The 26,091-nt window shown below is 38.6% G+C and carries 22 protein-coding genes and 1 pseudogene; all 23 read left to right on the top strand.

From position 1 onward, the window contains the following. Window positions 1–16: 16 nt before the first annotated feature. Window positions 17–5,512: pseudogene (locus KUA48_RS12390) on the top strand (helicase-related protein); the annotation flags it as partial. Between the two features lie 94 nt (window positions 5,513–5,606). After that, entirely contained in the window at window positions 5,607–6,563 is a 957-nt protein-coding gene (locus tag KUA48_RS12395; protein ID WP_218432314.1) for a site-specific integrase, read from the top strand. A 299-nt stretch (window positions 6,564–6,862) separates the two neighbouring features. After that, window positions 6,863–7,513, top strand: coding sequence for a transcription termination/antitermination NusG family protein (locus KUA48_RS12400; protein WP_217756593.1), 651 nt, complete (start codon window positions 6,863–6,865; stop codon window positions 7,511–7,513). Between the two features lie 50 nt (window positions 7,514–7,563). Continuing rightward, window positions 7,564–8,403, top strand: coding sequence for a hypothetical protein (locus tag KUA48_RS12405; protein WP_153072752.1), 840 nt, complete (start codon window positions 7,564–7,566; stop codon window positions 8,401–8,403). Between the two features lie 21 nt (window positions 8,404–8,424). After that, window positions 8,425–8,739: a hypothetical protein gene (locus KUA48_RS12410; protein WP_153072751.1), complete on the top strand. Its 315-nt coding sequence runs from the start codon at window positions 8,425–8,427 to the stop codon at window positions 8,737–8,739. After that, window positions 8,729–9,484 (top strand): hypothetical protein, encoded by a 756-nt coding sequence (locus KUA48_RS12415; protein ID WP_217756592.1) that lies wholly within the window; start codon window positions 8,729–8,731, stop codon window positions 9,482–9,484. The genes KUA48_RS12410 and KUA48_RS12415 overlap by 11 nt, the downstream gene beginning before the upstream one ends. After that, window positions 9,481–10,470 carry a hypothetical protein gene (locus KUA48_RS12420; RefSeq protein ID WP_217756591.1) on the top strand — a complete coding sequence of 330 codons (990 nt, stop codon included), beginning with the start codon at window positions 9,481–9,483 and terminating at the stop codon, window positions 10,468–10,470. The genes KUA48_RS12415 and KUA48_RS12420 overlap by 4 nt, the downstream gene beginning before the upstream one ends. Window positions 10,471–10,523: 53 nt before the next feature. Beyond that, window positions 10,524–10,817 carry a hypothetical protein gene (locus tag KUA48_RS12425; protein ID WP_217756590.1) on the top strand — a complete coding sequence of 98 codons (294 nt, stop codon included), beginning with the start codon at window positions 10,524–10,526 and terminating at the stop codon, window positions 10,815–10,817. Next, the gene (locus KUA48_RS12430; protein ID WP_217756589.1) at window positions 10,807–11,472 is read left to right on the top strand and encodes a hypothetical protein; all 666 of its coding nucleotides are present in this window, start codon (window positions 10,807–10,809) and stop codon (window positions 11,470–11,472) included. The genes KUA48_RS12425 and KUA48_RS12430 overlap by 11 nt, the downstream gene beginning before the upstream one ends. A 100-nt stretch (window positions 11,473–11,572) precedes the next feature. Then, a complete protein-coding gene (locus tag KUA48_RS12435) occupies window positions 11,573–12,103 on the top strand; it encodes a hypothetical protein (RefSeq protein WP_218432313.1) in 531 nt (176 codons plus the stop codon). 12 nt (window positions 12,104–12,115) lie between these two features. Further along, window positions 12,116–12,703 carry a dTDP-4-dehydrorhamnose 3,5-epimerase gene (gene rfbC, locus KUA48_RS12440; RefSeq protein WP_217756587.1) on the top strand — a complete coding sequence of 196 codons (588 nt, stop codon included), beginning with the start codon at window positions 12,116–12,118 and terminating at the stop codon, window positions 12,701–12,703. 189 nt (window positions 12,704–12,892) lie between these two features. Continuing rightward, window positions 12,893–13,348, top strand: coding sequence for a hypothetical protein (locus KUA48_RS12445; RefSeq protein WP_217756586.1), 456 nt, complete (start codon window positions 12,893–12,895; stop codon window positions 13,346–13,348). A 313-nt stretch (window positions 13,349–13,661) separates the two neighbouring features. Next, window positions 13,662–15,197 carry an aldolase catalytic domain-containing protein gene (locus KUA48_RS12450; RefSeq protein ID WP_217756585.1) on the top strand — a complete coding sequence of 512 codons (1,536 nt, stop codon included), beginning with the start codon at window positions 13,662–13,664 and terminating at the stop codon, window positions 15,195–15,197. A 1-nt stretch (window position 15,198) separates the two neighbouring features. Continuing rightward, window positions 15,199–15,891, top strand: a complete 693-nt coding sequence (locus tag KUA48_RS12455; protein ID WP_217756584.1) for a cytidylyltransferase domain-containing protein — start codon at window positions 15,199–15,201, stop codon at window positions 15,889–15,891. Then, complete coding sequence (locus KUA48_RS12460) at window positions 15,878–16,921, top strand: sugar kinase (RefSeq protein ID WP_217756583.1); 1,044 nt, start codon at window positions 15,878–15,880, stop codon at window positions 16,919–16,921. The genes KUA48_RS12455 and KUA48_RS12460 overlap by 14 nt, the downstream gene beginning before the upstream one ends. Further along, a complete protein-coding gene (locus tag KUA48_RS12465) occupies window positions 16,890–17,930 on the top strand; it encodes a glycosyltransferase family 52 (RefSeq protein ID WP_218432312.1) in 1,041 nt (346 codons plus the stop codon). Before KUA48_RS12460 ends, KUA48_RS12465 begins: the two co-directional genes overlap by 32 nt. Continuing rightward, complete coding sequence (locus tag KUA48_RS12470; protein ID WP_217756581.1) at window positions 17,917–19,323, top strand: polysaccharide biosynthesis C-terminal domain-containing protein; 1,407 nt, start codon at window positions 17,917–17,919, stop codon at window positions 19,321–19,323. The genes KUA48_RS12465 and KUA48_RS12470 overlap by 14 nt, the downstream gene beginning before the upstream one ends. After that, window positions 19,320–20,525, top strand: coding sequence for a glycosyltransferase family 4 protein (locus KUA48_RS12475; protein WP_218432311.1), 1,206 nt, complete (start codon window positions 19,320–19,322; stop codon window positions 20,523–20,525). The genes KUA48_RS12470 and KUA48_RS12475 overlap by 4 nt, the downstream gene beginning before the upstream one ends. Before the next feature lie 215 nt (window positions 20,526–20,740). After that, on the top strand, window positions 20,741–21,586 hold the full coding sequence (locus KUA48_RS12480; RefSeq protein WP_218432310.1) for a beta-1,6-N-acetylglucosaminyltransferase: 846 nt from the start codon (window positions 20,741–20,743) through the stop codon (window positions 21,584–21,586). Further along, complete coding sequence (locus KUA48_RS12485) at window positions 21,583–22,842, top strand: O-antigen ligase (RefSeq protein ID WP_217755966.1); 1,260 nt, start codon at window positions 21,583–21,585, stop codon at window positions 22,840–22,842. Before KUA48_RS12480 ends, KUA48_RS12485 begins: the two co-directional genes overlap by 4 nt. After that, window positions 22,839–23,801 (top strand): glycosyltransferase family 2 protein, encoded by a 963-nt coding sequence (locus KUA48_RS12490; protein WP_217755964.1) that lies wholly within the window; start codon window positions 22,839–22,841, stop codon window positions 23,799–23,801. The genes KUA48_RS12485 and KUA48_RS12490 overlap by 4 nt, the downstream gene beginning before the upstream one ends. Next, entirely contained in the window at window positions 23,798–24,757 is a 960-nt protein-coding gene (locus KUA48_RS12495) for a glycosyltransferase (protein ID WP_217755962.1), read from the top strand. Before KUA48_RS12490 ends, KUA48_RS12495 begins: the two co-directional genes overlap by 4 nt. Window positions 24,758–24,928: 171 nt before the next feature. Next, window positions 24,929–26,023, top strand: a complete 1,095-nt coding sequence (locus tag KUA48_RS12500; RefSeq protein ID WP_217755960.1) for a glycosyltransferase family 4 protein — start codon at window positions 24,929–24,931, stop codon at window positions 26,021–26,023. Window positions 26,024–26,091: the final 68 nt, after the last annotated feature.

Below are 26,091 nucleotides of genomic sequence, written 5' to 3' on the forward strand. Positions count from 1 at the left end.
CGAGAACCGCATTCCGACAAACAACTACTTTCTGGAGCATCCGGAACGCATTATCCATACAACGGCAAAGTTGGATACTGACCCGTTCGGCAAACCTGCAATGATATACACGCATGAGGATGGCGTGGAAGGCATTGCTGAGGATTTAAGAAAAATGCTCAATGAAGATTTCGGAAGAAATTTTCATTTGAGCAGATATTTGGTGGAAGAGCAAACCGCCTCATGGAATGAGGTGGAACGGTGGCAGAAACAGGGGCAACCTGCACCGGGATACAGAGAATCTGCACCGGTTACAGAGCAAAACCCCTTATGGAATAAGGGGGAACGGTGGCAAGAGGTAGGGCAGACAAAACTGGAACAACCTGCACCAGAGCAACCAGAAATGGAGCCAGAACTGGGGCAAATAGAACATGGGCACAGTGAACCTGCATCGGCTACAGGGCATACCACCTCATGGAATGAGGTGGAACGGTGGCCGGAGGTGGGGCAAACAAAACTGGGGCAACCTGAATTGGGGCAACCAGAAATGGAGCCAGAACTGGGGCAAATAGAAGCAGCACCGGAGCAAACAAAACTGGGGGCAGAACAAGGGCAAATAGAACATGGGCACAGTGAACCAGTACTTGCTACAGGGAATAACACCTTATGGAATAAGGTGGAACGGGGGCAGGAGCAATCGCAATCGGGGCAAACAAAACTGGGGCATTCAAAAACAAAGCAACCAGAACCAGGGCTAGAACAAGGGCAATCAAAACCGAGGCAAAGTGAATCAGTACCGCCAACAGGGCAATCTCATCAGCAGCCGCCAGTTCAAATGACTCTGTTTGACCTTTGGGGCATGGAAGAAGATAACCGCCTAAAGGGTCATGCGACGAAGAAGAAAACAGCAGCCTCTGTGGGTGCAGCCGCTACAGGGAGTGCTGCCGCCAAGAAAATGCCTAGAAAGAAAGCAAGCCCGCTGGTGAAAAATGTCAATCCGACTTTTGAAGTTGGGACAAAACCAGTTGAAAAAGAAGCAAAGCCTTTGTTGGCAGAAGCAAAGGGGCATGAGACGGCACAGAAACGCAAGACGGTAACAAGGGACGAGGTGGAACTGGAACACAAAACGGCACCAAGGGACGCAGTTGAACTGGAGCAGATAATGGCAAGGGGAAATGAGACAGTACATATGCACGAAACGCAACTGGAGCACGTGATGGTAAAGGGGCAAGAGGTGGCACGAGAAAACGAGGTGGCACCGGGATACGAGACGACGCAGGGAAACAAAACTGCACAAGAGGCAAAACCAATCCTGCCTGGTGATGAACCATACGCAAGCATCTCTTGGGAAGAGAATCCGCCAATCAACGGCTTTTACGAGATGATGATGACCATGGCTCCCGAAGACAGGGTGCTGCTGCGCCAAAAGGCGGAACTGCACCGTCAGGAACAACTCAAGGCTCTGGGCGTTGAAGATACGCTTGATCCGAAGTTTAAGCCACCTATGGAACCGATAGAAGTTCTCAAAGTTCAAATCGGGCATGGACAGTCGAAAGGGAATGAGGCAAAAGAAGATTCCAAGACTCAGAGCACATTGAAAGAAACAAATCATGAGCGGGAACAACAAAAAGAGCAAGAAAGAAAGCGGGAGGAGCTGGCAAGGAAGAAAGAGAATGTTATGAAGCCCCGTCCGTTTGATGAGAAACTGGAAAGTTTTCATCGTGAGGGTTCTATGGTGCTCGACTCTGCCAGAAACATCGGTGTATTGAAAGACCTTACCAAGTATGGTGCTACCTTCATGCCGTTGGATCTGAATATGGAGCAGAAAGAAAAGGCTGTCTTGTATATCGCCCTCCGTGATGCCTATCAGAAACTTTACACCTATGAAGCGGAAGAACAGACGGAAAACAAGCAGATGCGTGAGAGTCTGAATGTCTATTATGACGCTTTCTTCATCCGCTTCGGCAACCTCAATGCCAAGCAGAACGTGAAGTTCATTCTTATGGATGCCTCAGGGCGCGACATGCTGTCGTTGGAACGGGTAGAAAACGGACAGTTCACAAAATCAGACATCTTCGACCACCCGGTCTCTTTTTCGCTTGACGAGGTCAGTCATGTGGATTCTCCAGAGGAAGCGCTCACCGCCTCACTCAACAAGTTCGGCCGTATCGACTTGCCGTATATGACCGAATTATCGGATATGCCGGAACAGGAACTGACGGAAACGCTTAAAGGGCGCATCTATTACAATCCGCTCATAGACGGCTACGAGATAGCCGACCGCTTCATTGCAGGCAATGTAATAGAGAAAGCGGAGCGTATAGAAGAATGGCTGAAGGAAAATCCCGACCATGCAATCGTGAGGGAGTCGTTGGAAGCCTTGAAGGCAAGCATTCCCGAACCGATAGCCTTTGAGGATTTGGACTTCAACTTCGGTGAGCGTTGGATACCTACAGGTGTGTATTCCGCTTACATGAGCCACCTCTTCAATACACAGGTCAGCATCGTCTATTCCGACAGCATGGACGAATATTCGGCAAAATGCAGTATGAAGACCATGGCCATCACGGATGAGTATATGGTGAAGGGATATTACCGCCACTATGACGGCATGAGTCTTCTGAAACATGCCCTGCACAACACTTGTCCCGACATGATGAAGAGCATCGGTGAGGATGAACACGGCAACGACATCAAGGTGCGTGACAGCGAGGGCATACAGCTTGCCAATGCCAAGATTGACGAAATCCGCAACGGGTTCACTGAATGGCTGGAAGAGCAGTCTGACTCCTTTAAGGAACGCTTGACCACAATGTACAACCGGAAGTTCAACTGCTTCGTGCGTCCGAAGTATGACGGTTCTCACCAGACCTTCCCCGGTTTGGATCTGAAAGCCCTTGGCGGAAAGTATGGTGTCAAGAGTGTGTACCCAAGTCAGAAGGACTGTGTATGGATGCTTTTGCAGAACGGCGGCGGGATATGTGACCATGAGGTGGGAACAGGCAAAACCCTCATCATGTGCATGGCTGCGCATGAGATGAAACGCCTCGGTATGGCTCACAAGCCGATGATTATCGGGCTGAAAGCCAATGTCGCGGAGATAGCTGCCACCTATCAGACAGCTTATCCACATGCGAGGATACTCTATGCCTCGGAGAAGGATTTTTCCACCAAGAACCGTGTCAGTTTCTTCAACAACATCAAGAACAACGACTATGACTGTGTAATCATGTCGCATGACCAGTTCGGGAAGATACCGCAATCGCCAGAACTCCAGCGGCAGATATTGCAGGCTGAGCTTGATACCGTGGAGGAAAACTTGAAAGTGATACGTACGCAGGGCAAGGACGTGTCGAGGGGAATGCTCAAAGGCTTGGAAAAGCGGAAGCAGAATCTGGAGGTGAAGTTGCAGAAGATAGCCTACAGCATCGAGCAGCGCACCGATGATGTGGTGGATTTCCGCATGATGGGCATCGACCACTTGTTTGTGGACGAGAGCCACCAGTTCAAGAACCTCATGTTCAACACCCGTCACGACCGTGTAGCAGGACTCGGCAACAGCGAGGGAAGCCAGAAGGCACTCAACATGCTCTTTGCTATCCGTACCATACAGGAGCGGACAGGCAGAGATCTGGGAGCGACATTCCTGTCGGGAACAACTATCAGTAACTCACTGACAGAGTTGTATCTGCTCTTCAAGTACCTGCGCCCCAAGGAACTGGAGCGCCAGGACATCCGCTGTTTCGATGCGTGGGCGGCCATCTTCGCCAAGAAAACTACCGACTTCGAGTTTAACGTCACCAACAACATCGTACAGAAAGAGCGTTTCCGATACTTCATCAAGGTACCGGAGCTTGCTGCCTTCTACAACGAGATAACCGACTATCGTACGGCGGAGGCTGTAGGCGTGGACAGACCACAGAAGAACGAGATTCTTCATAACATACCACCGACACCCGAGCAGGAGGATTTCATCCAAAAGCTGATGGAGTTTGCCAAGACGGGTGATGCCACCATCCTCGGAAGGCCGCCTCTGTCGGAAACGGAAGAGAAGGCAAAGATGCTCATAGCCACAGACTATGCCAGAAAGATGGCGCTCGATATGCGCATGATAGACCCGACTTGTGAGGACCATCCCGACAATAAGGCAAGCCATTGTGCCAAGATGATAGCGGACTATTACAAACGCTATGACAATGACAAGGGGACGCAGTTCGTATTCTCAGATCTTGGCACATACAGACCTGGGGAATTCAACGTGTATTCTGAAATCAAGCGCAAGCTGATAGAGGATTACGGCATACCGTCGTCTGAAATCCGCTTCATTCAGGAGTGCAAGAACGAGAGGGCAAGAAAGGCGGTGATAGCAGCCATGAACGAGGGTTCAGTGCGTGTATTATTCGGCTCCACATCCATGTTGGGCACAGGTGTAAACGCACAAAAACGGTGTGTTGCTATTCATCATTTGGACACACCGTGGCGACCGTCAGACTTGGCACAGCGTGACGGTCGAGGGGTGCGTGCAGGCAACGAGATTGCCAAGCTGTATGCCGACAATAAGGTGGATGTCATCATCTATGCGGTGGAAAAGTCGCTTGACTCGTACAAGTTCAATCTGCTGCACTGCAAGCAGACTTTTATCTCGCAGTTGAAAAGCGGAGCCTTGGGGGCGAGAACCATTGACGAGGGAGCGATGGACGAGAAATCGGGCATGAATTTTTCCGAGTACATGGCTATTCTCTCAGGCAATACCGACTTGCTTGACAAGGCGAAGCTGGAGAAGAAGATTGCTTCTCTGGAGGATGAGCGCAAATCATTCAACAGGGGCAAACGTGATTCGGAACTGAAACTGAAATCAAAGTCAGAAGAACTGGATGGCAATCGGGCTATACTCAAAGGCATGACAGCGGACTATGACAAGTTTATGAGTCAGGCGAAGAAGGACAAGGACGGGAATATACTCAATCTCATCACCCTTAACGGTCTCGAGTCCAATAATCTGGAAGTGATAGGCAAACAGCTTCAAAGGATGGCAAAAACGGAAAGGACAGATGGGGAATACAAGGAAATAGGTGCCATTTATGGTTTCCCTATCAAGGTTGTGAGCGAGACAAGCTTTGAGAGCGGTCTTCCCTTCGTTGATAACCGCTTTGTTGTTGAGGGCCATTACAAGTATCAGTACAACAACGGACATGTCGCCAAGTCGGACCCGATAGCTGCGGCAAACAACTTTGTGAATGCCCTGCAGAAGATACAAGGGTACATTGAACAGTATGATTCAAGATGCAGGACACTTGAGAAGGAGATACCGCAGCTGCAGGAAATTGCTACCAAGGTCTGGAAGAGAGAAGATGAGCTGAAAAGTCTGAAGACAGAACTGGCTGCTTTGGATAGGAAGATACAACTGGAACTGGCACCACCGCAGCAGGCTGCTGAAAAAGAAGAGACGACCCCGGCAACAACACTGCCTATGAATGAAAGCGAGAGAGCTCGTCAGCCGCCACAACGGGTATGTGCAAACTATCGATTCTGATACCTTACTATTATATAGGGGCATCTTTGTTTCTTTGAAAGAGACAGAGGTGTCCCTATCATTTTTTTATAATTTACAAAAATATTTACGTATTATGTCAAGAAACAAGAAAACATCAGAGTCGTTATTCCAGTTCATGAACCTCCTCATCGTCCTGTTGCTGAAGAACGGGCAATACCGCACCTCACTGCATTACAAGGCAACCCTCAACAGCTTTAAGCGATACCGAGACAACAAGGATATTGCCCTAAGAGAGATTGATGCTGAAGTGATGCGCTCGTATGAGGCGTATCTGCATCATACAGCGGAGGTATGCAAAAACACCAGTTCCTTTTATCTCCGCATCCTCCGTGCCACCTATAACAAAGCTGTGGCAAAGGGACTGACGCCACAGCAGCATCCCTTCACGAATGTCTATACCGGTATTGCCCCAACCCGCAAGAGAGCCATACCTACAGAGGATGTCAGCCAGATCAAGAGTCTGCAATCTGTTAAGGATCTCACTCCCAAAGAAGAGATGGCAAGAGATGCATTCCTGATGAGTTTCTATCTGCGTGGTATCTCATTCATCGACCTGGCTCATCTCCGCAAATCCGACCTCAAGGACGGTTATCTCCATTACACCCGAAGCAAGACAGGTCAACGCCTCACCATCCGATGGGAGAAGGATATGCAGGAGATGTTGGAAAAGTATCAGGCGCAGACTGCCTCCTCACCTTATCTCTTCCCTTTCCTTGTTGATGCTGGAAACAAAAGTCATGACAAAACTATTGACAAAAAGCAGGAAGAAGTGCGCCTGTATCACAATGCAGAATCCCGTATTTCCTACCATCTCAGGAAGTTTGGTGCTAAGATAGGAATCAAGGGCAAGCTCACTCTCTATGTTGCCCGCCATTCCTGGGCAACGGCAGCAAGAGACAATGATATCTCCATTTCCGTCATCAGCGAGGCATTGGGACATCATTCTGAAACCACCACACAAATCTATCTCAATTCCATCAAAAGCTCAGAAGTAGATGATGCCAACGCCAAGATACTGGCAGCCCTATAAGCCACAAAAAAGAATAAAAAGAGGGATTTTTGTAAAATGAACCAAAATGAATCAATTTTTTAGAATCTTTACATAAGAGATACAGAAAAACCGATAACTTTCTTTCAATCAACGACTTAGGGAATTGTGTGTGAAAAGAACGGTGAAAAAATGTTGATTTTTGTAGAATGATATTAATTTTTTAACACGCATAATTTGCTAGTTTCCAACAATTTTCGTATTTTTGCAGGGAGATTCTGTATCTCTTATGTAGAGATTCAGAAGAAAACATCGAAAACGAACTAATATTCAGTTAAGAGATGGACGTGACAAAAATAGAGAATCAGGTTTCGGCTCCTCAGATGGGGGACGACGGCGAAGCCGTGCTTAAAAATCCCCAAAATGAGGCATTGGGACATGAAAATGAGCCAAAAATGCCCGATGATGCAGGTTGGTATGTCGCTGTCGTAAGGTGCAACTGCGAGAATACCATCGGTAAAACCCTTGAACTTTATTTCCAAAGACATAAGATTTGGTTTGAATATTGGGTTCCTATGCAAAGAATGGTAGTCATTGACAAACGAAGCAACAAGCGAAGAGTCAAGGAAAAGGTCTTGCTTACCACCTTTATCTTCTGTCATGTCAGTCCCGACCATCTCGACACCATCCGTTTTCGTCCCGATGTCTATAAGATGCTCACAATGCCAGGCTATCGTGAAATTTACCGCATCAGCGATAAAGAGCTGAACGATTATCGTAGCCTTGTGGAAAATCCAGACCTTCCTGTCACTCCTTGCTCAGGTCCTTTACGTAAGGGACAGAAAGTAAGAATTACCGAAGGCAAAATGGCAGGATTGGAAGCATACGTGCAACGTCTATCTGGTAAGAAAGCCACCATCGGCAATGAAATCAAGTATATCAGCGGTGCAACCATTGAGATAGACAGAGGCTTCTTGGAGACGGTGGAGTGATAGGGCTAAATTGAAATAAATCTAAGGGTATTCATTTTGTTTTTTTAGCAATGAGAGAGTCTGAACAGATAGAATTAGTCTTGAACGTAGAAAATAGCAGGGTGTCAATTGCAGAATTGGTACCTATTCTGCAAGGCTTTCAAGGAATGACTATTTCTATGAATGATACCTTGAACAAGGTGTATTCTTGTGGTTTTGATAATGTTTCTATAGAGGTACTTGGCTTGGAACAAGGCAGTTTTAAGATACCTTTTAATGTAGAGAAGTTTTCAGAACGCTTTATTTATCCTACACTGTCGAGTTTTGTTGGAGGTTTATTGCTTTGGTATTTTACTACTGATCATCCCTCGCTGAATGTTTCATTGCCAAATTCTGATGTTGAAATTTCCCGTGATGACATATACAAAAACAAACAGACACGTGATTCCGTAAATAAAATAGCTACAACAGTCATTAATTCCAGTAGTATTCAAAGCCTTGCTCTGAAATATAAAGATGAAGAGGACAGGACTGTTTCTGTTACAATCAATAAAGAGCTGTTGGCTGAGACTATTTCAGATGTAGAAGATGACGTTACGATTCGTAATGTGCCTAACGTCAGATTGCAAATTGTTTCACCAACATTGGAAGCTAAGTCTGTACAATGGAAAGTTCGTTATGAAGGTAAGGTCAGAGCAATGAAAATGAATGACCTTGGTTTCTTGCAACTTATAGAACATCGAGATATTGCCTTTAGTAAAGGTGATTTTATAACTTGCGATATTCAGATAATTGAAACGGAAGAAGTTGATGGAACAGTAAAGGTTAAGTATGTAATTACACGAGTTCGCAAATTTCCTCATTATCATCGAGTAAATGAGGCAGAAGAGCAAAATATCAATTTTGAGTAAATTACGATGTATAACTAAAATATGTCAGAATTATTTGTAAAAATTGCCATCATTGCTTCAACGGCTGGTTTTGCCGCTATGCTTTCCCTTTTGCCAAAAGGATTCAGTGGAACAATACCATTTCTGCAACAGTTTTTTCCTTCCAAGAATGCCAAATGGTATTTTAGAGTGAATTTCTTTCTGATAATTATAATAGGTACATTTTTCGGATACTTGCTTTCAAAGCCACAAACAACGGAAGCTTGTATTTTTGTGGGACTAACTTGGACGACATCAATTCAAGCGATACTTCATACAACATCCAAAGACGAAAAACAAGACAAAGATGACAAGTAATATTTTGTTTATTATTATAATATTATCTTTAGCAGTCTTTTTTATATTGGTTGTGTTTAAGACTCACGTATTCCATAATTTGAAAAGATGGACAGTCTTGGCTTTCGCTCTTTTTGTTGGGGGTATTATGACTCTGAGGTATATTGCCGATAATGAAATTCACAAAAGTGAAAGGGAAATTTCTGTTCTTTGTGATTTGTTACATTCAGAAATTGATAGTATAGAGTCAATAAGTGCAATTGATAAAAAGCTAGAATATTTAAGTCAGTCTGATAGAGTGTTAAAGCAAATTGACAGTATTGCTTTATCTATAAATGAGCAAAAAGTATTTGCTAATATTGATTTAGATAGTAGATTACATAAAATACGTAACATTATAAACCATTCAAAATTTTTGGTGGAATCGTTGAATGATACTATAACGATCAAGAATTTGAATATATATGCACAGTATGAAGTTACGAATGAAGAAATGAGTATTCAAAAGTTATCTTTGTCTAATGAGAGCAACTTGTCATTTATCTTAAAAATATATGATCCTAATTTAAGAAAAAGAGCAAAAGCTATATACATTGTAGATAAAAAAGAACAAAACAAAGCATACCAGTATAAAGACAAACAAAATCATTTTGTCCTGCCGATTACCTCACACGGAGATGGCTATTTTTATAAAATAGGAATTTTAGCATATAATGATGCCAATAAAAAATATACGTATTACTATATTAAAATAAAAGAAAAATGACTTTACAAGAAAATATAGAGAAATTTGCGGATTCAGTAAAAGCTGGAAATTTGCAGCGTAGATATTGGATGGTACGAACCAATTCTGGTACGTATTTTGATTTGTTCGTAGAAAAAGGGTATGTTGCACTTAACAGAAACGACATACCATATAAAGCTGTGTATGATGCTAATCAAGAATACGACAAGCCTGACTTAGTTGTAAAGAAAGTAAAGCAAACTATCAAGGAGTCTGTTAATTTCAACAATAGTTTGTATGCTGATGAGCGTGCATTGTCAGTGGCAGTTTCACAAGTGTATAAGTTCGTTTACGATATACACAAAGGTGATGTTGTTATAATACCAGCAGAAAATTCAAACAAAATATGTATAGGTCTTTTTGAAGAAGACTTTATTGCAGATAACAAGCAAACTACAGAACAGTTTGTTTATACAAGAAAAGTGAAATGGATTAAGCAACTTGAAAAAAGATATTTTGATCCTTTCTTTTACAAGTTGTTCACCTCCCATCAAGCAATTTGCGATGTTGGTGACTATAAAGAATACATAGAAAGATGTATCTGTAGCCAGTTCGTTATTGATGATGAATCACACTATGTGATAGCTTTGACATCCGAGACAATCAAAGCTCGTCACCTCTTTAAGTTTGGTGATTTGATGTTACAATTGTTTGAGGAGTATATACAGTCAGAAAGTTTAGAATACGACGTAAACGGAATCGATGCGTCTATAAATCTAAATAGCCCAGGACGAATTGATTTTAAGTCGAATGTTAAAATGGGAGCTTTGCTTATGCTTTTCATTCCTGCAATATTGACAGATTGTACAAATGTTGATGGTCATCAAGCGACAGCAGAGATCTATAATAGTATTACTTCTTTCAAAAATAACCATCAGGACAGATTGCAAGAGCTTGACAGTCTTATCAATTCTTTGCAAGTAAAAAAGATTGAAGACAGCTTTAATATTGTCAATAACGATAATTAAGTTCAATTATTTTTCACTAAAGATTAATACTTGTATTCAATTGATCAACTGTTATGCGTCCAATACAAAATAAAAAGACATCTTCTTATAAAGAACGCACTTCTTTCTGGGTAGAGGTTGTAGGCCTTACCATAACTGTTTTTGGTGCAGGATATTATACAGGAAGATGGACTGCAGATAGAGAGAACAAGGAAGAGATAATCTTGCTGAATCAGAAGCACAATAAGGAACTTACTGATTTGAAAATCGATTTCAACAGTCAGATAATGGAGCAAAAGTCAATCAATCGTGAATTGCAGGATAAATTAAATGACAGTTCAAAGAAAGGAGGGTCTAATGAACAATAATAGACTTTTAAAATTGGCTTTATTATGGCTTGTTGCAGTATCATTGACTCTTCTTTATCTCTTTTATGATGCAACGGAACAGATTTCTACTCTTGAAAGCCAGATTGAACAACGTGATTCTTTGATTCAGAAACTGTCCCATAGCAATGATTTGATAAAAGAATATTTTGATGTTAAGTATGATTCTTTAAAAAACGAAGAGACTTATGTCTTAAAGGATTCAAAGAAAACAAGAGTTGAAGTAGAAAAAATACAGACAATACATGATGTTGCTTATATTAAGGATGAGGATAGATTTTACAAAAACGGGAAACGAATATCTTCTGATAGTTTGATAAAAGACTATAATACTCTTAGTCAGCGTAATGCTGGAGATTGGAAGAAAATTGTAGAGAAATACAATACTTTGGTACACGAATACAATAAATTAGGCTCAAGACTTTCTGCAACAGAAGACAGTTTATGGGTGAAAAATCTTTTGCTTAAAAATTCAGAGAAGTATTATAAAATCCAATATAACTATAGCTATAAAGGTAATCAAGTCTTTACTAATATAAGCTCTCCAAAATTGGATTCTGCATTAATGCTTTTGGATGTATATCGAGACAAGTTGAAATATAATCCAAAGAAAAAACAATGGGTAATTAAACGATAGATTATGTCATTTCAATCCGATAGCAACAAGTGAATAGCAAGGAATACGCAGTTGCTTTATGTCAAGACATATCATATGAAAAGATAAACAAAACAAACTTATGGCAGTAAAAGAATTAAGAGATATACGTAAGGAGATGTTTGCAGAAATGGAGCAACGTCTGAATGTGAATAGAAAGCCAGAAGACAGCTTCTTCTATTATCATTCCAGTGAGGACAGAATAGTCCTCTCTCATGCCCTGTTTTGGGTAATGACACAAAACATCAGGGGACATGTTGCCAAAGAGAAGTACTTCTTGCTTCTCCGCAAATACCAAGAGGAAATGCTAAGTGCCTATCTCACGGAATCCGATGAATTTTCTGAGTTGCTGCACTATTGCAATGTCATGTATGAGTCATTACCTATCATATTAAAAGGAGTATATGACCTTCGTATAGACAAAGATGCCCGTAGATTGGCAGCAATTGCAATCGTAGCAGGAGGATATGGTGGAGATATGCCAGAGGAGCAATGCTACGACCTTTTGGATGATATGGACTTCTATTATAATAAGGTGAAGTGCAAGAAGATAGAGCGTATGCTTCCAGAGTTGAGTAAAATGGTTATAGCAGAGTCGATTCATTTGAGTTAGAAAAATATTATTATGGAAATAATTAAAACAGAAATAGATGGCGTACTCATTATAGAGCCACGCCTCTTCAAAGACTCTCGTGGTTATTTCTTCGAGAGCTTCTCACAGCGAGAATTCGATGAGAAAGTAGCCCCAATCTTGGGACATAAGATAAACTTCTGCCAGGACAATGAGAGCATGAGTTCTTATGGCGTAATGCGTGGCTTGCATTTCCAGCGTCCACCATTCACACAAACTAAGCTGGTTCGCTGTGTCAAGGGAGCTGTGCTTGATGTTGCAGTGGATATTCGTAAGGGGTCTCCAACCTACGGCAAGCATGTGGCAGTAGAACTGACAGAAGATAATCATCGCCAGTTCTTCATTCCAAAGGGCTTTGCCCACGGCTTCGCAGTTCTCTCAGAAACTGCTGTCTTCCAATACAAGTGTGATAATTTCTATCACCCAGAAGCAGATGGTGGTATCAGCATTCTCGATGATAGCCTTGGTATCGATTGGAAAATTCCAACCGAGCATGCCAATCTTTCCGACAAGGATATGAAGCATGCGATGTTGAAAGGCTTTGATAGTCCATTCGATATCAATGTCGATTTGTATCAGTAATATACAGTTTTCTCTATTACTTATCAAGAGAGTATAAAGAAAATCTCAATTCGATAATGGGTAATGATGTGATATTTTTGGACGCATCCATATAAAATTACGGCAGGCGAAATGCCAGGAGCTTATTTTATTAAGCTACTTTTCGGCTCCGGCATGGAGCCTGCCTCCATATAAATATAAAAAACTATTATGGCTGATAAAGAATTTTTAGAGCGAATGCTCTCGATGCTCCCAGAGGAGTGTCAAGACATTTACGACGATACGATACCGGAAGCAAAGGAGATACGCAAGAAGATGGGTAAGAAGGTTTCTTCAGTAAAATCCTATTCTTGTTCAATGCCTATGTTTGAAGACATCCGTAAGCTCAACTATAAAGGGCAAGCCAAGGTCTGCAAGACCTTTCATCAGTACTTCAAGAAGAATCCTAATGTGGTATCCTTCTTTCTCGACCGTTTCGAGGAAACCTATTCTCGAATCAATATGAAAGACTTGGAAGAATCCATAGAGTGGATAGGTTATGCTATAAATGATATGGATAATGCCATTTCTGAGATAGATTACAACGACCCTATGACCTTCTTCGATATTGAGAAATCAATGGGTAAGGTTATCAGTAAAGAGCTGAAGAGCAATTCTCTAAAATAAGAAATACATTTCGTTGAATTATCATTTAGTAAATAGAGTAGATGCCTTACCCGTATAAAAGATGGGGATAAGGACTATAAGTCTATGCTTCCAGTTACTATGTTGAAAAAATAGAAGAGGCGAAGAGATGCGCTTAGCAATCCTTTACCCTTAAAATGATACATTTTTTTATCTGATAGGTGTAACAGCTTGTAATATAGTGGGGATGTTTATTGATAAAATACAAAAACTCTGTATTGAAGGTAAAGACTTATTGGATTAATATGTGCAATCTGTGCTAAGGGCACAGTGAAGTAATATATATTATATGTTGATGAATACAAAAATTTTAGATTGTACCCTTCGTGATGGTGGTTACTATACGAATTGGGATTTTAGTTCTGATGTTGTCAAGACTTATATCGAGACAACCAATAAACTTCCTGTAGATTACTTGGAAGTTGGTTATCGTAATAAACCAACTAAAGAATATATGGGAAAGTTTGGTTATACACCAGTTTCCATATTGAAGAAGTTGCGTAAGAGTTCTAATAAGAAGCTTGCGGTAATGCTGAATGAAAAAAGTACATTGCCAGAAGATTTAGATGAACTTCTTACTCCAATTAATGGGTTGGCTGACATGGTTCGTTTGGCAGTCGATCCACGGAATTTCGAACGTGCTGTTGTTTTGGCTAAGGCTGTAAAGGCTATGGGATTTGAAGTGGCATTCAATACCATGTATATGTCAAAATGGAGTACAGAGTATAAGGGATTCTTGGATAATCTTTCGGAGATTGATGGAGTTGCTGATTTGTTCTGTATGGTGGATTCATTTGGTGGTATTACTCCAACAGAAGTAAGAGACATTACTGCAAAGGTGAAGGCGAATACCACTTGTGCTGTAGGATTCCATGGACACAACAACTTGCAGCTCGGCTTGATTAATACTTTGACAGCTATTGAATGCGGTGTAGACTTTGTTGATGCTACTGCTTTGGGTATGGGAAGAGGTGCAGGTAACCTGAATATGGAATTGCTTCTTACTTATCTTAAAAACGAAGGCTTGGATGTTGATTTCAATGTATTAGGTGATTATGTTTCCAACTTCCAACCATTGCTTGATAAATATCAGTGGGGCACTAATCTGCCATATATGATTTCCGGTGCCAATCGAATTCCACAGAAGGAAGTTATGGAATGGGTAACCAACCGAGCATATAGTTTCAATAGCATAGTTAGAGCTTTGGATAACAAACGTAATTGTGTTGCTGATAATGCGCATTATCCTCTTTTGGATACAGAAACAACAGATAAGGTCTTGATTATTGGAGGTGGTAATTCTGCTATTGAGCATCAAGAAGCTATCAAGGAGTATCTGAAATCCCATCCAAACGTTGCTGTGATTTTTGTCACTTGCCGTCATGCAGCTTCTTATCTTGATATTGAAAATGATAAGTATTATTGTCTCGTAGGAAATGAAGCGAAGCGAATGAAACGAAATATCAATGCAGAAGAATTCAATGGTAAGTGTGTTTTGGCTCCTTTCCCAAGAAAGATGGGAACTGAAGTTCCTGATTTTGCGGAAGACTCAACATATGAGCTAAAAGACATTGTATTTACAAATGATTACTTAGATTCTTGTACAGCTATTGCTTTACAAATAGCATTGGATTTGGAGGCTAAAGATATTTTTGTTATTGGATATGATGGTTATAAGGGAGAAGTCCTTTCTGAAAAGGAAATGGACTTAACCAATGAAAACAGAACTTTGTTTAATGGTTTTGTAACTTATTTCAACAAACCATTGATTTCCTTGACAGATACATTATACAAAGAACTAGAAGTTAAATCAATATATCAGTTTATATAATATGGAAAAAATAGCATTTTTTTTGCCAACTCGCAAAGGTAGTGAACGAGTAAAGAATAAAAATACTCGTCCTTTTGCCGGCATGGATGGAGGCCTTATTGAGAATAAGATAAAACAACTCTTGGGAACAAAGTTGATAGATGAGATTATTCTTTCTACCAATGATGAGAAGTGTATGGAAGTAGCGCAAAAATATGCTTCAGATAAGAGATTGCGTATTATTCCAAGACCTGATGAACTCTGTCTTAGTTCTACTAATTTGCAGGATTTGATTTGTTATGTTCCAACCATTACGGATGCAAACCACATTCTTTGGGGACATGTAACAACCCCTTTGGCTGGAGCAGAAGAATATGACAAGGGTATAGAGTTGTATCTCTCCAAGCTCAATGAGGGGTATGATTCTCTGGTTGGTGTGACTGAACTGAAAAACTTCTTGTTGAATAAAGAGGGTAAGTTGGTGAATAATACAACGGATATTCCTTGGCCACGTACTCAGGATTTGGAGCCTTTGTATGAAATCAATCATACAATGTTCCTTGCAAAACGAGAGGTTTATACAGAATTGAAGAATCGCTTAGGTAATAAAGTTCTCCTTCATGTGATGGATGAGATTCATTCAAAGGACATTGACTGGGAGGATGATTTTACTATTGCAGAAATTATGTATAAGAATTTGTATGAAAACAAATAAAGTTGTAACATTTGGAGAAATCATGGTGCGCTTAGGCGCACCTGATTATCTCAAATTAATACAGAGCAATAGCCTGGATGTTAGTTATGCTGGTGCAGAAGCTAACGTTGCAGTTAGTCTTGCTCATTATGGTATATCTACCGACTACGTTACTTGTTTGCCAAATAATCCCATAGCAGAACGTTGCATCATGGAATTACGAGGTCATGATGTAGGTGTAGATTATATTCAACGTTCAGGTAAACGAATGGGTATACTCTATCTGGAGACAGGTAGTAACATGCGACCATCCAAGGTTTTTTATGATCGTGAATATTCTTCAATAGCGATGATAGAACCTGATAGCATCAATTGGTATGAGATATTGAAAGATGCAACATGGTTTCATTGGACAGGCATTACTCCAGCCTTGTCACAAAATGCAGCTGATGAATGTTTGAAAGCTATTCAAGTAGCTAATGAATTGGGAGTAATGGTATCGTGTGATATCAATTATCGTGGCAATCTGTGGAAATATGGCAAGGACGCTTCTGAAGTGATGCCAGCTTTGGTTGAAGGATGTGATTTAATCATGGGTAATGAAGAAGATTGCGAAAAGGTTTTTGGTATCAAACCAAAGAACTTTGATGCAGACAATACGAAAGGTAGTATCAACCAGAGTACTTTTGAGTCCGTTTGTCAGCAGATGATGACTCGTTTCCCTCGTTGCAAAAAAATGGCAGTAACACTACGTGGTGCTATCAATGCCAATCATAATACCTGGTGTGGTATCCTTTATGATGGAAAGCAACTATATCAGTCTGCCAAGTATGATATCACGGATATCGTAGATAGAGTAGGTGGTGGTGATTCCTTTATGGGAGGCTTGATTTACGGATTGCTTCATTATGAGGATAATCAAAAAGCTTTGGACTTTGCAGCTGCAGCTAGTGCTTATAAGCATACGTTGAAAGGTGATTTCAATTGGGCAACAGTAGAAGAAGTTGAATCCTTAATGAATGGAAATACAAGTGGAAGAGTTAAAAGATAAAAATATGAAATATCACAGAGTTTGTTTTCCTGGTTCTCTATATGTATTTACTTTTTATTTATTGATTTCAAGTAAAGAAGAAATTTTAGATACAATTTATTTTTTTGATAAAAATATTGAAGAATCAATAAGAAACAAAATGCCTAAAGTACGTTTCTTAAAAGATAATTTCAAGAATCGTTTTGTTTTGGCTTTAAGTTCATTCTTTAATAAATTTATATATCCTGAACTTAAAAATGCAGATATATTTGGGCTAGATTTTAGATGGAATATTTTACGAGGGCATAAGATGAATTATATAGAAGATGCTCCTATGATTTTTGATATTTGGGAGACTGGTCCAATGTTTCAAGATTATTTGAAAACTAAAAAAGGGAATATCTTTAAAAAAATAATTCGTAGATTATTATTTGGAGACTATTATGGTTTTCCTGTAGCTACATCTTCAATGGTTTCAGATATTTATACATCTTTTCCTGCAGAAAAGATATATTTGCAAAACAAGGTTCATCACGTTGTTGATTTGAATAAAAAATGGGCTGAGAGTTCTCTGGAAAAGAAAGATTTAATACTTTCAATATTTGATATTTCGCAAGAGAGTTTGGCAAAAATACAAGCTAAAAAAATCATATTGTTGACTCAAGCATTTTCTGACGATCATTTTGTTACAGAGGAAGAACAAGTGGAGATTTACCGCAAAATTCTCTCCAATTATGATGAAGATGATGTTGTTATTAAACCCCATCCACGTGATAAAATAGATTATCGTAAATTTTTTCCAAAAGTAATGTACTTCGATAAAACAGTAGCTATGCAGTTTCTCGCGATTTTAGGAATTAAGTTTGAGAGGGTTGTTACTGTTTCTTCTTCGGCAGCTTTATCTTTTGGTATTGATATTCCAATTGATTGGTATGGTTATAGGGTACATCCAGGAATATTGAAAGGTGAAGGGGTAAGGACATTGGAAGATGCTAAGAAAAATTATCTGAAGTCGCATGGGAAGAAATAAAAAATTAGCAAAGAATGTTGTATTTATTCTGATAGGGAACATTGGGTCGAAATTGGTAGGCTTTTTTATGCTTCCTCTTTATACGGCATGGCTTTCACCAGAGGATTATGGCTTGACAGATTTGCTGACTGTTTATGCCAGTTTGCTTTTAAATGTTGTTGCCTGTGATGTAAGCGATGCCATATACATCTTTCCTATTAAAGCATCCAGGGAGAAAGTGAAAGCCTATTATTCTAGTGGCTTTTTCTTTCAGATAATATGTAGTCTGTTGTGTGCGGTTGTATTTGGCTTGGTCTCGAAAATTCCATTACACAATACGTTTGTAGATAATATTTGGTACATATATGGCATATTGATTTCTGGTCTGTTTCAAAAATACACGCAAGATTTTTGCCGTGGAATAAACAAAATGTCAGTGTTCAGTTTCACTGGTATTATTCAGACTTTTACAACAGCAGGTTTGTCAATAGCATTTATACCTAGATTTGGAGTTTATGGATTTGTTGTTGCAACAATCGTTTCAAATTTAGCGACAGCATTGTTTACATTCTTTTATTCTAAGTCATATGAATATTTATCTGTTACTAATATTCAGTTAAAATCATTGAAAGAACTGTTGCAATTTTCTATACCTTTAATTCCAACAGCCGTTTTATGGTGGCTTGTTTCTGGTTTAAATAGACCGCTTCTTGAACAATATGCAGGGTTGTTTGCATTGGGTTTGATGGCAGTAGCCTCAAAATTGCCAACAATAATGAATCTTGTCTTTACCTTTTTCCAACAGGCTTGGATTGTTACTGTTGTTGAGGAATTCAAGAAGGAAGATTTTTGTGAATATTTTAATAAAATGTATAGGTTAATCATGGCTGTACAGATAGTAGCTTGTATGGGAATAGTTGTGTTTGCTCATCCTTTTATTAAGTTAATGACTAATGAAAGATATAATGATGCATGGATGTATATTCCTCTGTTGGCTTTATCTGTCATTTTTTCAAATATGAGTGCATTCTTAGGAACAGTTTTCTCTGCTTCCAAGCAAACTAAGTTTACTTTTTATTCGGTAGTTGTTGGAGGATTGGCTGCCTTGGGATTGAATTACTTACTCATTCCTTATTGGGGATTATGGGGAGCTTGCTTTGCTATCGTACTGTCCCAGTTGATATGCGCTTTGTCAAGATTATACTATTCAAGAAAAATAGTAAGGTTTACAAGTGTCGCATTTTCGGTAAAGCAATGCTTGTTATTTGTGTTGATTTATATCTGCTCATTAATCTTTGAGCATATCACATTGATAATGTCATATATAATATGTGTTTTATTATATTATTGGTTTAACAAGGACATACTTCTTATGGCTTTCAATGTTGTAAGAGAAAAAATAATAAAAAAATGAAGAATATTTGTTTTATAACATCAGGTGTACTTCCTGTACCTGCAGTAAAAGGTGGAGCCATAGAACTGTTGATTCAGCAACTATGTGAGGACAATGAAAAGAATCCTCACTTTGAACTGACTGTTATCACGAAGAAAGACCAGTCTGGAATGGCTGCTCAACAGCCTTATCGCCACACTCATTTTGAAAACTATGTTCAATGGGGCGGGCTGTATCATAAACTGGCTTGGAAAGCTCGTGGACTGATGAGAAGATTAACAGGAAAGCCTTTCCCACAGTTTCATACTTACGAGTTCCAGGTACTACAGTATATGAAAAAAGAAGGGAAAAAGTTTGACGTGGTTATTGCTGAGGGGTGTGATATGGAACTGATGTATCGTATTTCCCCATTGTTAGGTAAGGATAAAGTTTGCTTGCATCTTCATTGCGAATTGTTTGCTGATGCGCAATGTGATAATGCTTTTGGGCATCTGATAGGAGTAAGTGATTTCGTAAGAAAGGCATATCTGTCAACTTCAAAGACAATGCCAGGGAAAAAAACTCATGTGCTGCTGAATGGAGTGGATGCCAACAGATTCAGAAAGCCATTCCCTAAGGAAGAAAAACTGGCATTACGACATCAATTGGGTTTTGCTGATGATGATTTTGTTGTCGTGTTTTGTGGTCGAATTATTCCTGTAAAGGGTGTGTTGGAGCTGATGCAAGCTATCCTCAAGATAGATAATCCAAAAATAAAGCTATTGGTCATTGGTTCTTCTGATTTTGGTAATGGAAACTTGAATGATTATTCCAAGAAAGTTCAAAAAGTCTCATTGGAAAATGCTGACCGAATAGTTTATACAGGCTTTATAGATAATGCTGATTTGTATAAGTTCTATCAGCTCAGTTCCATAGGGACGGTACCGTCCCTATGGAACGAGGCCTGCGCCCTCGTTACATTAGAGATGATGCATTGTGGATTGCCTACAATAGCGACCAAGGTCGGAGGAAATCCTGAGTTGTTTACCGATGGAACGACTTTATTCATACCTTTCGACAATCATGTGGTTGATAATTTATGTGCAAATATAATTCGTCTATATGATGACGAGAGTCTTCGCAAGCAAATGTCTGAAAAGGCCTTAGAACGTGCAACTCTGTTCACCCGAGAAATCTATTTTAGTAATTTCTGTAAAGTAATAGAAGATGTTTTAGAAGAGTAATAATAAATAGAGACTTTTATAATTGTGAATACCCGTCATGGCAACAAGATTTGGATTTGCATTATGTAGGAATAACAAGAGCAAAGAAAGCTTGCTATATGATAGTAAATAATCGAAGACTTGGGTCTAAAGGTTATATTGTTGCAGGGCGTGATTCTGAATTCTTAACATTGAATGGAGTTGATAAATATAGAGATATTTTAATATTTTGAAATATGAAGCATTGTATTTTAATGACGGTTTATAAAGATGTTGAACAAATAAACCGCATAATAGAGTTTGCACCAGAAAACTTTGATTTTTATGTTCATATTGATAAAAAATCAAAGTTAACTCGTTCTGATATATCTAAACGAGCTAATGTCTTTAGTGAGTATCGAATATACTGGGGAGCTGTAGAACATTTAAAGGCATTTCTTTTCTTAATGAATAAAGCATTTCATTCAGGAAAGCAATATGATTTTTACCATCTAATAACAGGACAGGATTTTTATGCTACTTCATTTGACAACTTTGAAAAACTTCTGGATAAAGATAAAATATATATAAGTTATTTCAATTTGCCAAGAAAAAAATGGTGGCATGGAGGACTTGCAATAGTTCGTTATAAAAGTTTCGCCTCGAAATTAGATTTGAGAAAACGTAGTTGTAAAGTTTTGAATTATTTATATTATATCTGTCAACGTCTTTTTACAAGAGGATATGATTTGCCTTCATATAGACTTTATGGAGGTTTGGTATATTGTTCAATTTGTGGGGGGGCAATAAAATGGGTCCTAGATTCTGATATTTCTAGAGATTTATTGAACCGCTTAGAAAACACAACTTGTGGTGAAGAAGTGTTTTTTCAAACAGTGTTACTGAATTCTCCATTTTCAGAAAATATCATAAATAATAATCTTCGTATTATGGATTGGAATGTTAAAAGTCCTCCAAAGGTATTAAGAGAAGAGGATTTCCATAAGATTATAGATAGCCGCTGTTTGTTTTGTCGAAAAGTGGATTCTAAATCATCTAAAATGCTAATTAAATTACTGATGAACAAATTTTGTTTAGGATGAATATAATTATTGGTATATTATTTTTTTATTTGGCCATAAAAGCGAATGGGAACTTTGCAACAGTTTTCCCATTTATATTGGTGACCTATACTTTTCTTGGAAGTTTTGTTATAGGTACTATAAGCCCATATAGCTTTTTGTCTGTGATAGTTGCATTTATATTTTTTACTCGTTATAATCGATTTTTTGCATATTATAGGACATTTCCATTTAAATCGACTGTGTTTTTGTTTGCTCTATCAATGATATGTACGAATTTTTTTGTGTCAGCAAGATATCGACATACTCCTACATTGGTATTTAATATTTGTCAATCTGTAGGCTATACCTATATTCTATGGTATTTGTTACAGAATAATGCGCAAAAAACAATTCATGCTTTGGTGAAAACTGCTCTTGTTTTTGGATGCTTGGTATCAATATATGCATTGTTCGAAACTATAACTAGAAGTAATCCTCTATTAAATAGTTTAGTTTTGAGTGGCTGCTATATAGAGTCTCCTCTTATTACAGAAATTAGATTTGGGTTAAAACGTGCGCAGGCTATATTTTCTATGCATACTACGCTAGGTGGAGTTATGTTGTTTAATTATGCATTGCTTTTGGTTGCTTACAAGACTGCATATATAAAAAAAACGAGATTAAATATAATTGTAATTTGCTTATGTGCAATGTGTGTTTTTCTTACAGGTGCCCGAAGCTGCATTATAGGTTTATTAATGTGTACTGGAATGTCATTTTCAAAATTGAAGGTTAGCCATATATTGCTTTTATGTTTTATAATTCCTTTTGTATTTATCTTTGCAGGCGATTATTTGTCGCAAATCTTCGATTCTATATTTAATACAGAGAAAGTAAATGGAAGTAGTTCTGATATGCGCTTAATTCAATTTATGATTTCATGGGATTATATGATGCGTTCTCCGATTATAGGTAATGGACTTGGTTTCCTATATAATGATGTAGTTTTAAACCATTTAGAAAAAGAGTTATTTGGTGCAGAATCGATGTGGTTTGGAGTAATTGCAGATCAAGGAATTTTAGGATTGGTTTCGTATTTGCTTCTTTTTATTTCACCAATTTTATACTCATGGCGTAAAGATAATAAGTTTATAATATTATTTGTTATAGGAATTTTGGTTATGCATTCTTTATCAACTATTCCAGGCGTAAATCCTGCAATGGTTTTAGTGTTTACGTTGATATTTAATTATATGCAGGATACTGCTAAATCCAGAAAAATTAGAAAAATATGATAATTTCAATTATAGTTCCTATATATGGAGTAGAGCCATATATAAAGAAGTGTTTGATATCAATAATGTCGCAATCATTAACATCGGGGGTAGAATGTATTCTTGTAAATGATTGTACTAAAGACGAGAGTATTAATATTGCTCAGAAATTAATAGATGAATCTAGGGGAAACATCAAGTTCAGAATCATCAATAGAGAAGAGAATGGAGGACTTTCTGCGGCTCGTAATACTGGTATTCTAGAAGCTAAGGGTGATTACCTTTATTTTTTGGATAGTGATGACTATATAACTCCAGATTGCATTAAGGTACTTGCAGAAACGGCTCAAAAGTTTCCTAAGGCTCAAATCGTGCAAGCTGGCGCCCAAGCTACATCTGAAGGCTTTGAATATTTGAGTATGAAATCAAAAAAGTTAAAAGAATATTCGGAAGATGCTAAATATATCAAGCGTAATATGTTGATGGCATACTATCCACCAACTGCTTGGAATAAGTTGGTAAACCGAGAGTGGGTGTTAGCAAATAATCTCTTTTTCAAAGAGGGGTTACTCCATGAAGATGATTATTGGAATTTCTTCGCAGCTAAACATGTTACAGCGTATGCCATTTGCAAGCAAGATACTTATATTTATAATATTCGCCCAGGAAGTATAACGCAGGCTCCTAGCGCGCGAAATATTAAGTCTCGTCTCATATCCGCCGCAGATTTTATGGATAATATAGACAGCTCTTGTAGGAATAATCAATTGGCTGTCATTTATAAATTACTGATGTCGGATTACCGAGTGCTGCCAAATAAAGCCAGTGCAGCTTATTTACCCTTATGGGCAAAATTGAACTCCTTGTGTGGCATTGGTGGTAAAATGGCTATCTTCTTTGCTTTGCATTTGCCAAAACATGTATTGAATAATTATTATATAAAACTTTTTAATGATAAAATAATACCTCGAATAATATGAACAAGCATAAAATATCAGTTATAATACCAATTTATAATTGTGCTGAATGGATTGAAGAATGTGTAAATAGCATACTCAACCAAAAATTGCCGGACCATTTTGATACACAAGTGATTCTTATAGATGACGGAAGCACAGACGAATCTGGGAAAATATGTGATACTTTCTCCCATGAACAGGGAAATATCGTGGTGGTACACCAACCTAATGCTGGTGTCAGTGTAGCACGTAATAAGGGATTGGAGGTCGCAGATGGTGATTGGATTTGTTTTGTGGATGGCGATGATATATTGAAGGATGGGACATTCATGGTGTTGGAAAAACAAGAGGTTGCAGAACATGATATAGTGCGTTATGGAGCTTATTTATTTGACAAAAAAGGAAATGCTTCTTCTTGGGGATTGAAGTTCTGTCAAGATAAAGATGAATATATCCAACTTGTTGTTCGTAGATCTGCAATGTTAGGTGTGTGCGGGGCTTTCTATAAAAGGGAGTTATTTTTTGATAATAATATTCGCTTTCAGCAAGGTATACGTACAGGCGAGGATTGGATGGTCTTGTTTGAACTACTGATAAAAGCAAAGTCGTTTATCTATATTGAAAAGGATTATTACGGCTATCGTGTTAATGAAAGTAGTGTTACTAGACGATTGGTGTCAGCGGTACGCCCAGATGCCCTTATTGCTTTGAACCATATCATAGCGTATGCAAAGACTAATGCTTATTATGTTTCATCAAGAGATATAGCGATAGCTCGTTCGGATATAAGGCGCGGTATGATGAAAGAAGCTATTTTGAACAAGGATAAAAAATTCTTCCTTGATACGGATGAGGCATTGAAAAAATACGCTTATCAAAGTTTTTGGGCAGATGTATTTTATAGTAAGAGGTTGAAGCATAAGGTGGGATTCTTCCTTTACTGGTTATTGGACTGGTTGTACAGATTAAAAAAGTAAATATTAAAACTATGTTTGTGTTAATAATTAATCCCTCATTTTATAATAATATCTGTAATTTACATATGAAGTGTGCAGAAGAATCTTCATCTAGTTTTGCCGGATTGGCATACCTATAAATTGCATAAATATAGCTGATTTTAGAAATCTTCAGGGATAAAGTGTTAGGATATGGAAAGAAAATATATCAATAAAGAACTGTCCTCTCAAGTCCTTTTCTTGGGAGTTTCTAAGAAAACGAAGGGTGGTATGACTGCAGTTCTTGTATCTTATGATAAGTATATTGAGAACATGCGTTTTATTCCAACTTGGAAGTTGGGTAATAAGTTGGTGAAGTCTTGGTATGCTCTGCAGGCATTGGTGCGAACTTGGTTCTTACTGACTTTTGACAAACGTATAAAAATCGTGCATATACACGGAGCAGCTAATGCTTCGTTTGATAGATGTAAGTTATTTATTCGTCTTGCCAAAAAATGTAGCAAAAAGGTGATTCTGCATGAACATGCAGCTGACTTCGTTGAGTATTATCAGGAAGCAGAAGACAAACAAGGTATTACAGATACATTGACAATGTGTGATGCCTTAATTGTTTTGTCGCAATCATGGAAAGAGTATTTTTCATCCATCGGAATGGACAAGGACAAGATTCATGTTCTTAACAATATCGTGTCACCTCCAGAGATAGCTCCAGAAAAACATACTGAAGATGGTAAGTTGCATCTGATGTATATGGGGGAAATCAGCAAGCGCAAAGGAGGCTTTGACTTATTGGAAGCTATTGTGAACAATAAGGAGTATTTTGCCGATAAGCTTTTACTTCGTATGGGAGGTAATGAGGTTGATGGTGATATCAAGGCTTATATTCGTGAGAATGGCTTGGAATCGTTTATAACATATGAAGGTTGGATTGCAGGTCAGAAGAAAATCGATTGTTTGAATTGGGAAGATGTTTATATTTTGCCATCCTACAATGAGGGATTGCCTATTGCTATCCTTGAAGCAATGGCTTATAGTCATCCTGTCATATCTACTCCTGTAGGGGGAATTCCTGAGATTATCAAGAGTGGTGAAAATGGTATCTTGGTTGAGCCTGGTGATACAAAGGGTATAGCTGATGCTATCAAGTTTTATATTGAAAATCGTGATGCGATTAGAAAACAAGGTAATAATGCTTTCAATGTAGTACAGGACTTTTTCCCAGAGAAAGTATTCGGAGATTTGAAAGCATTGTATTTGAAAATGCTGAGTAAGGATTGTCTTGTTTGATTATAATCCTGTTTGAAAATTATAGTTAATAGAAAGTGTATTGTTATTTGAATAATGAAGAGTATGGA

Origin of the sequence: Segatella copri (assembly GCF_019249795.2) — a bacterium.
Lineage (GTDB): Bacteria > Bacteroidota > Bacteroidia > Bacteroidales > Bacteroidaceae > Prevotella > Prevotella copri_B.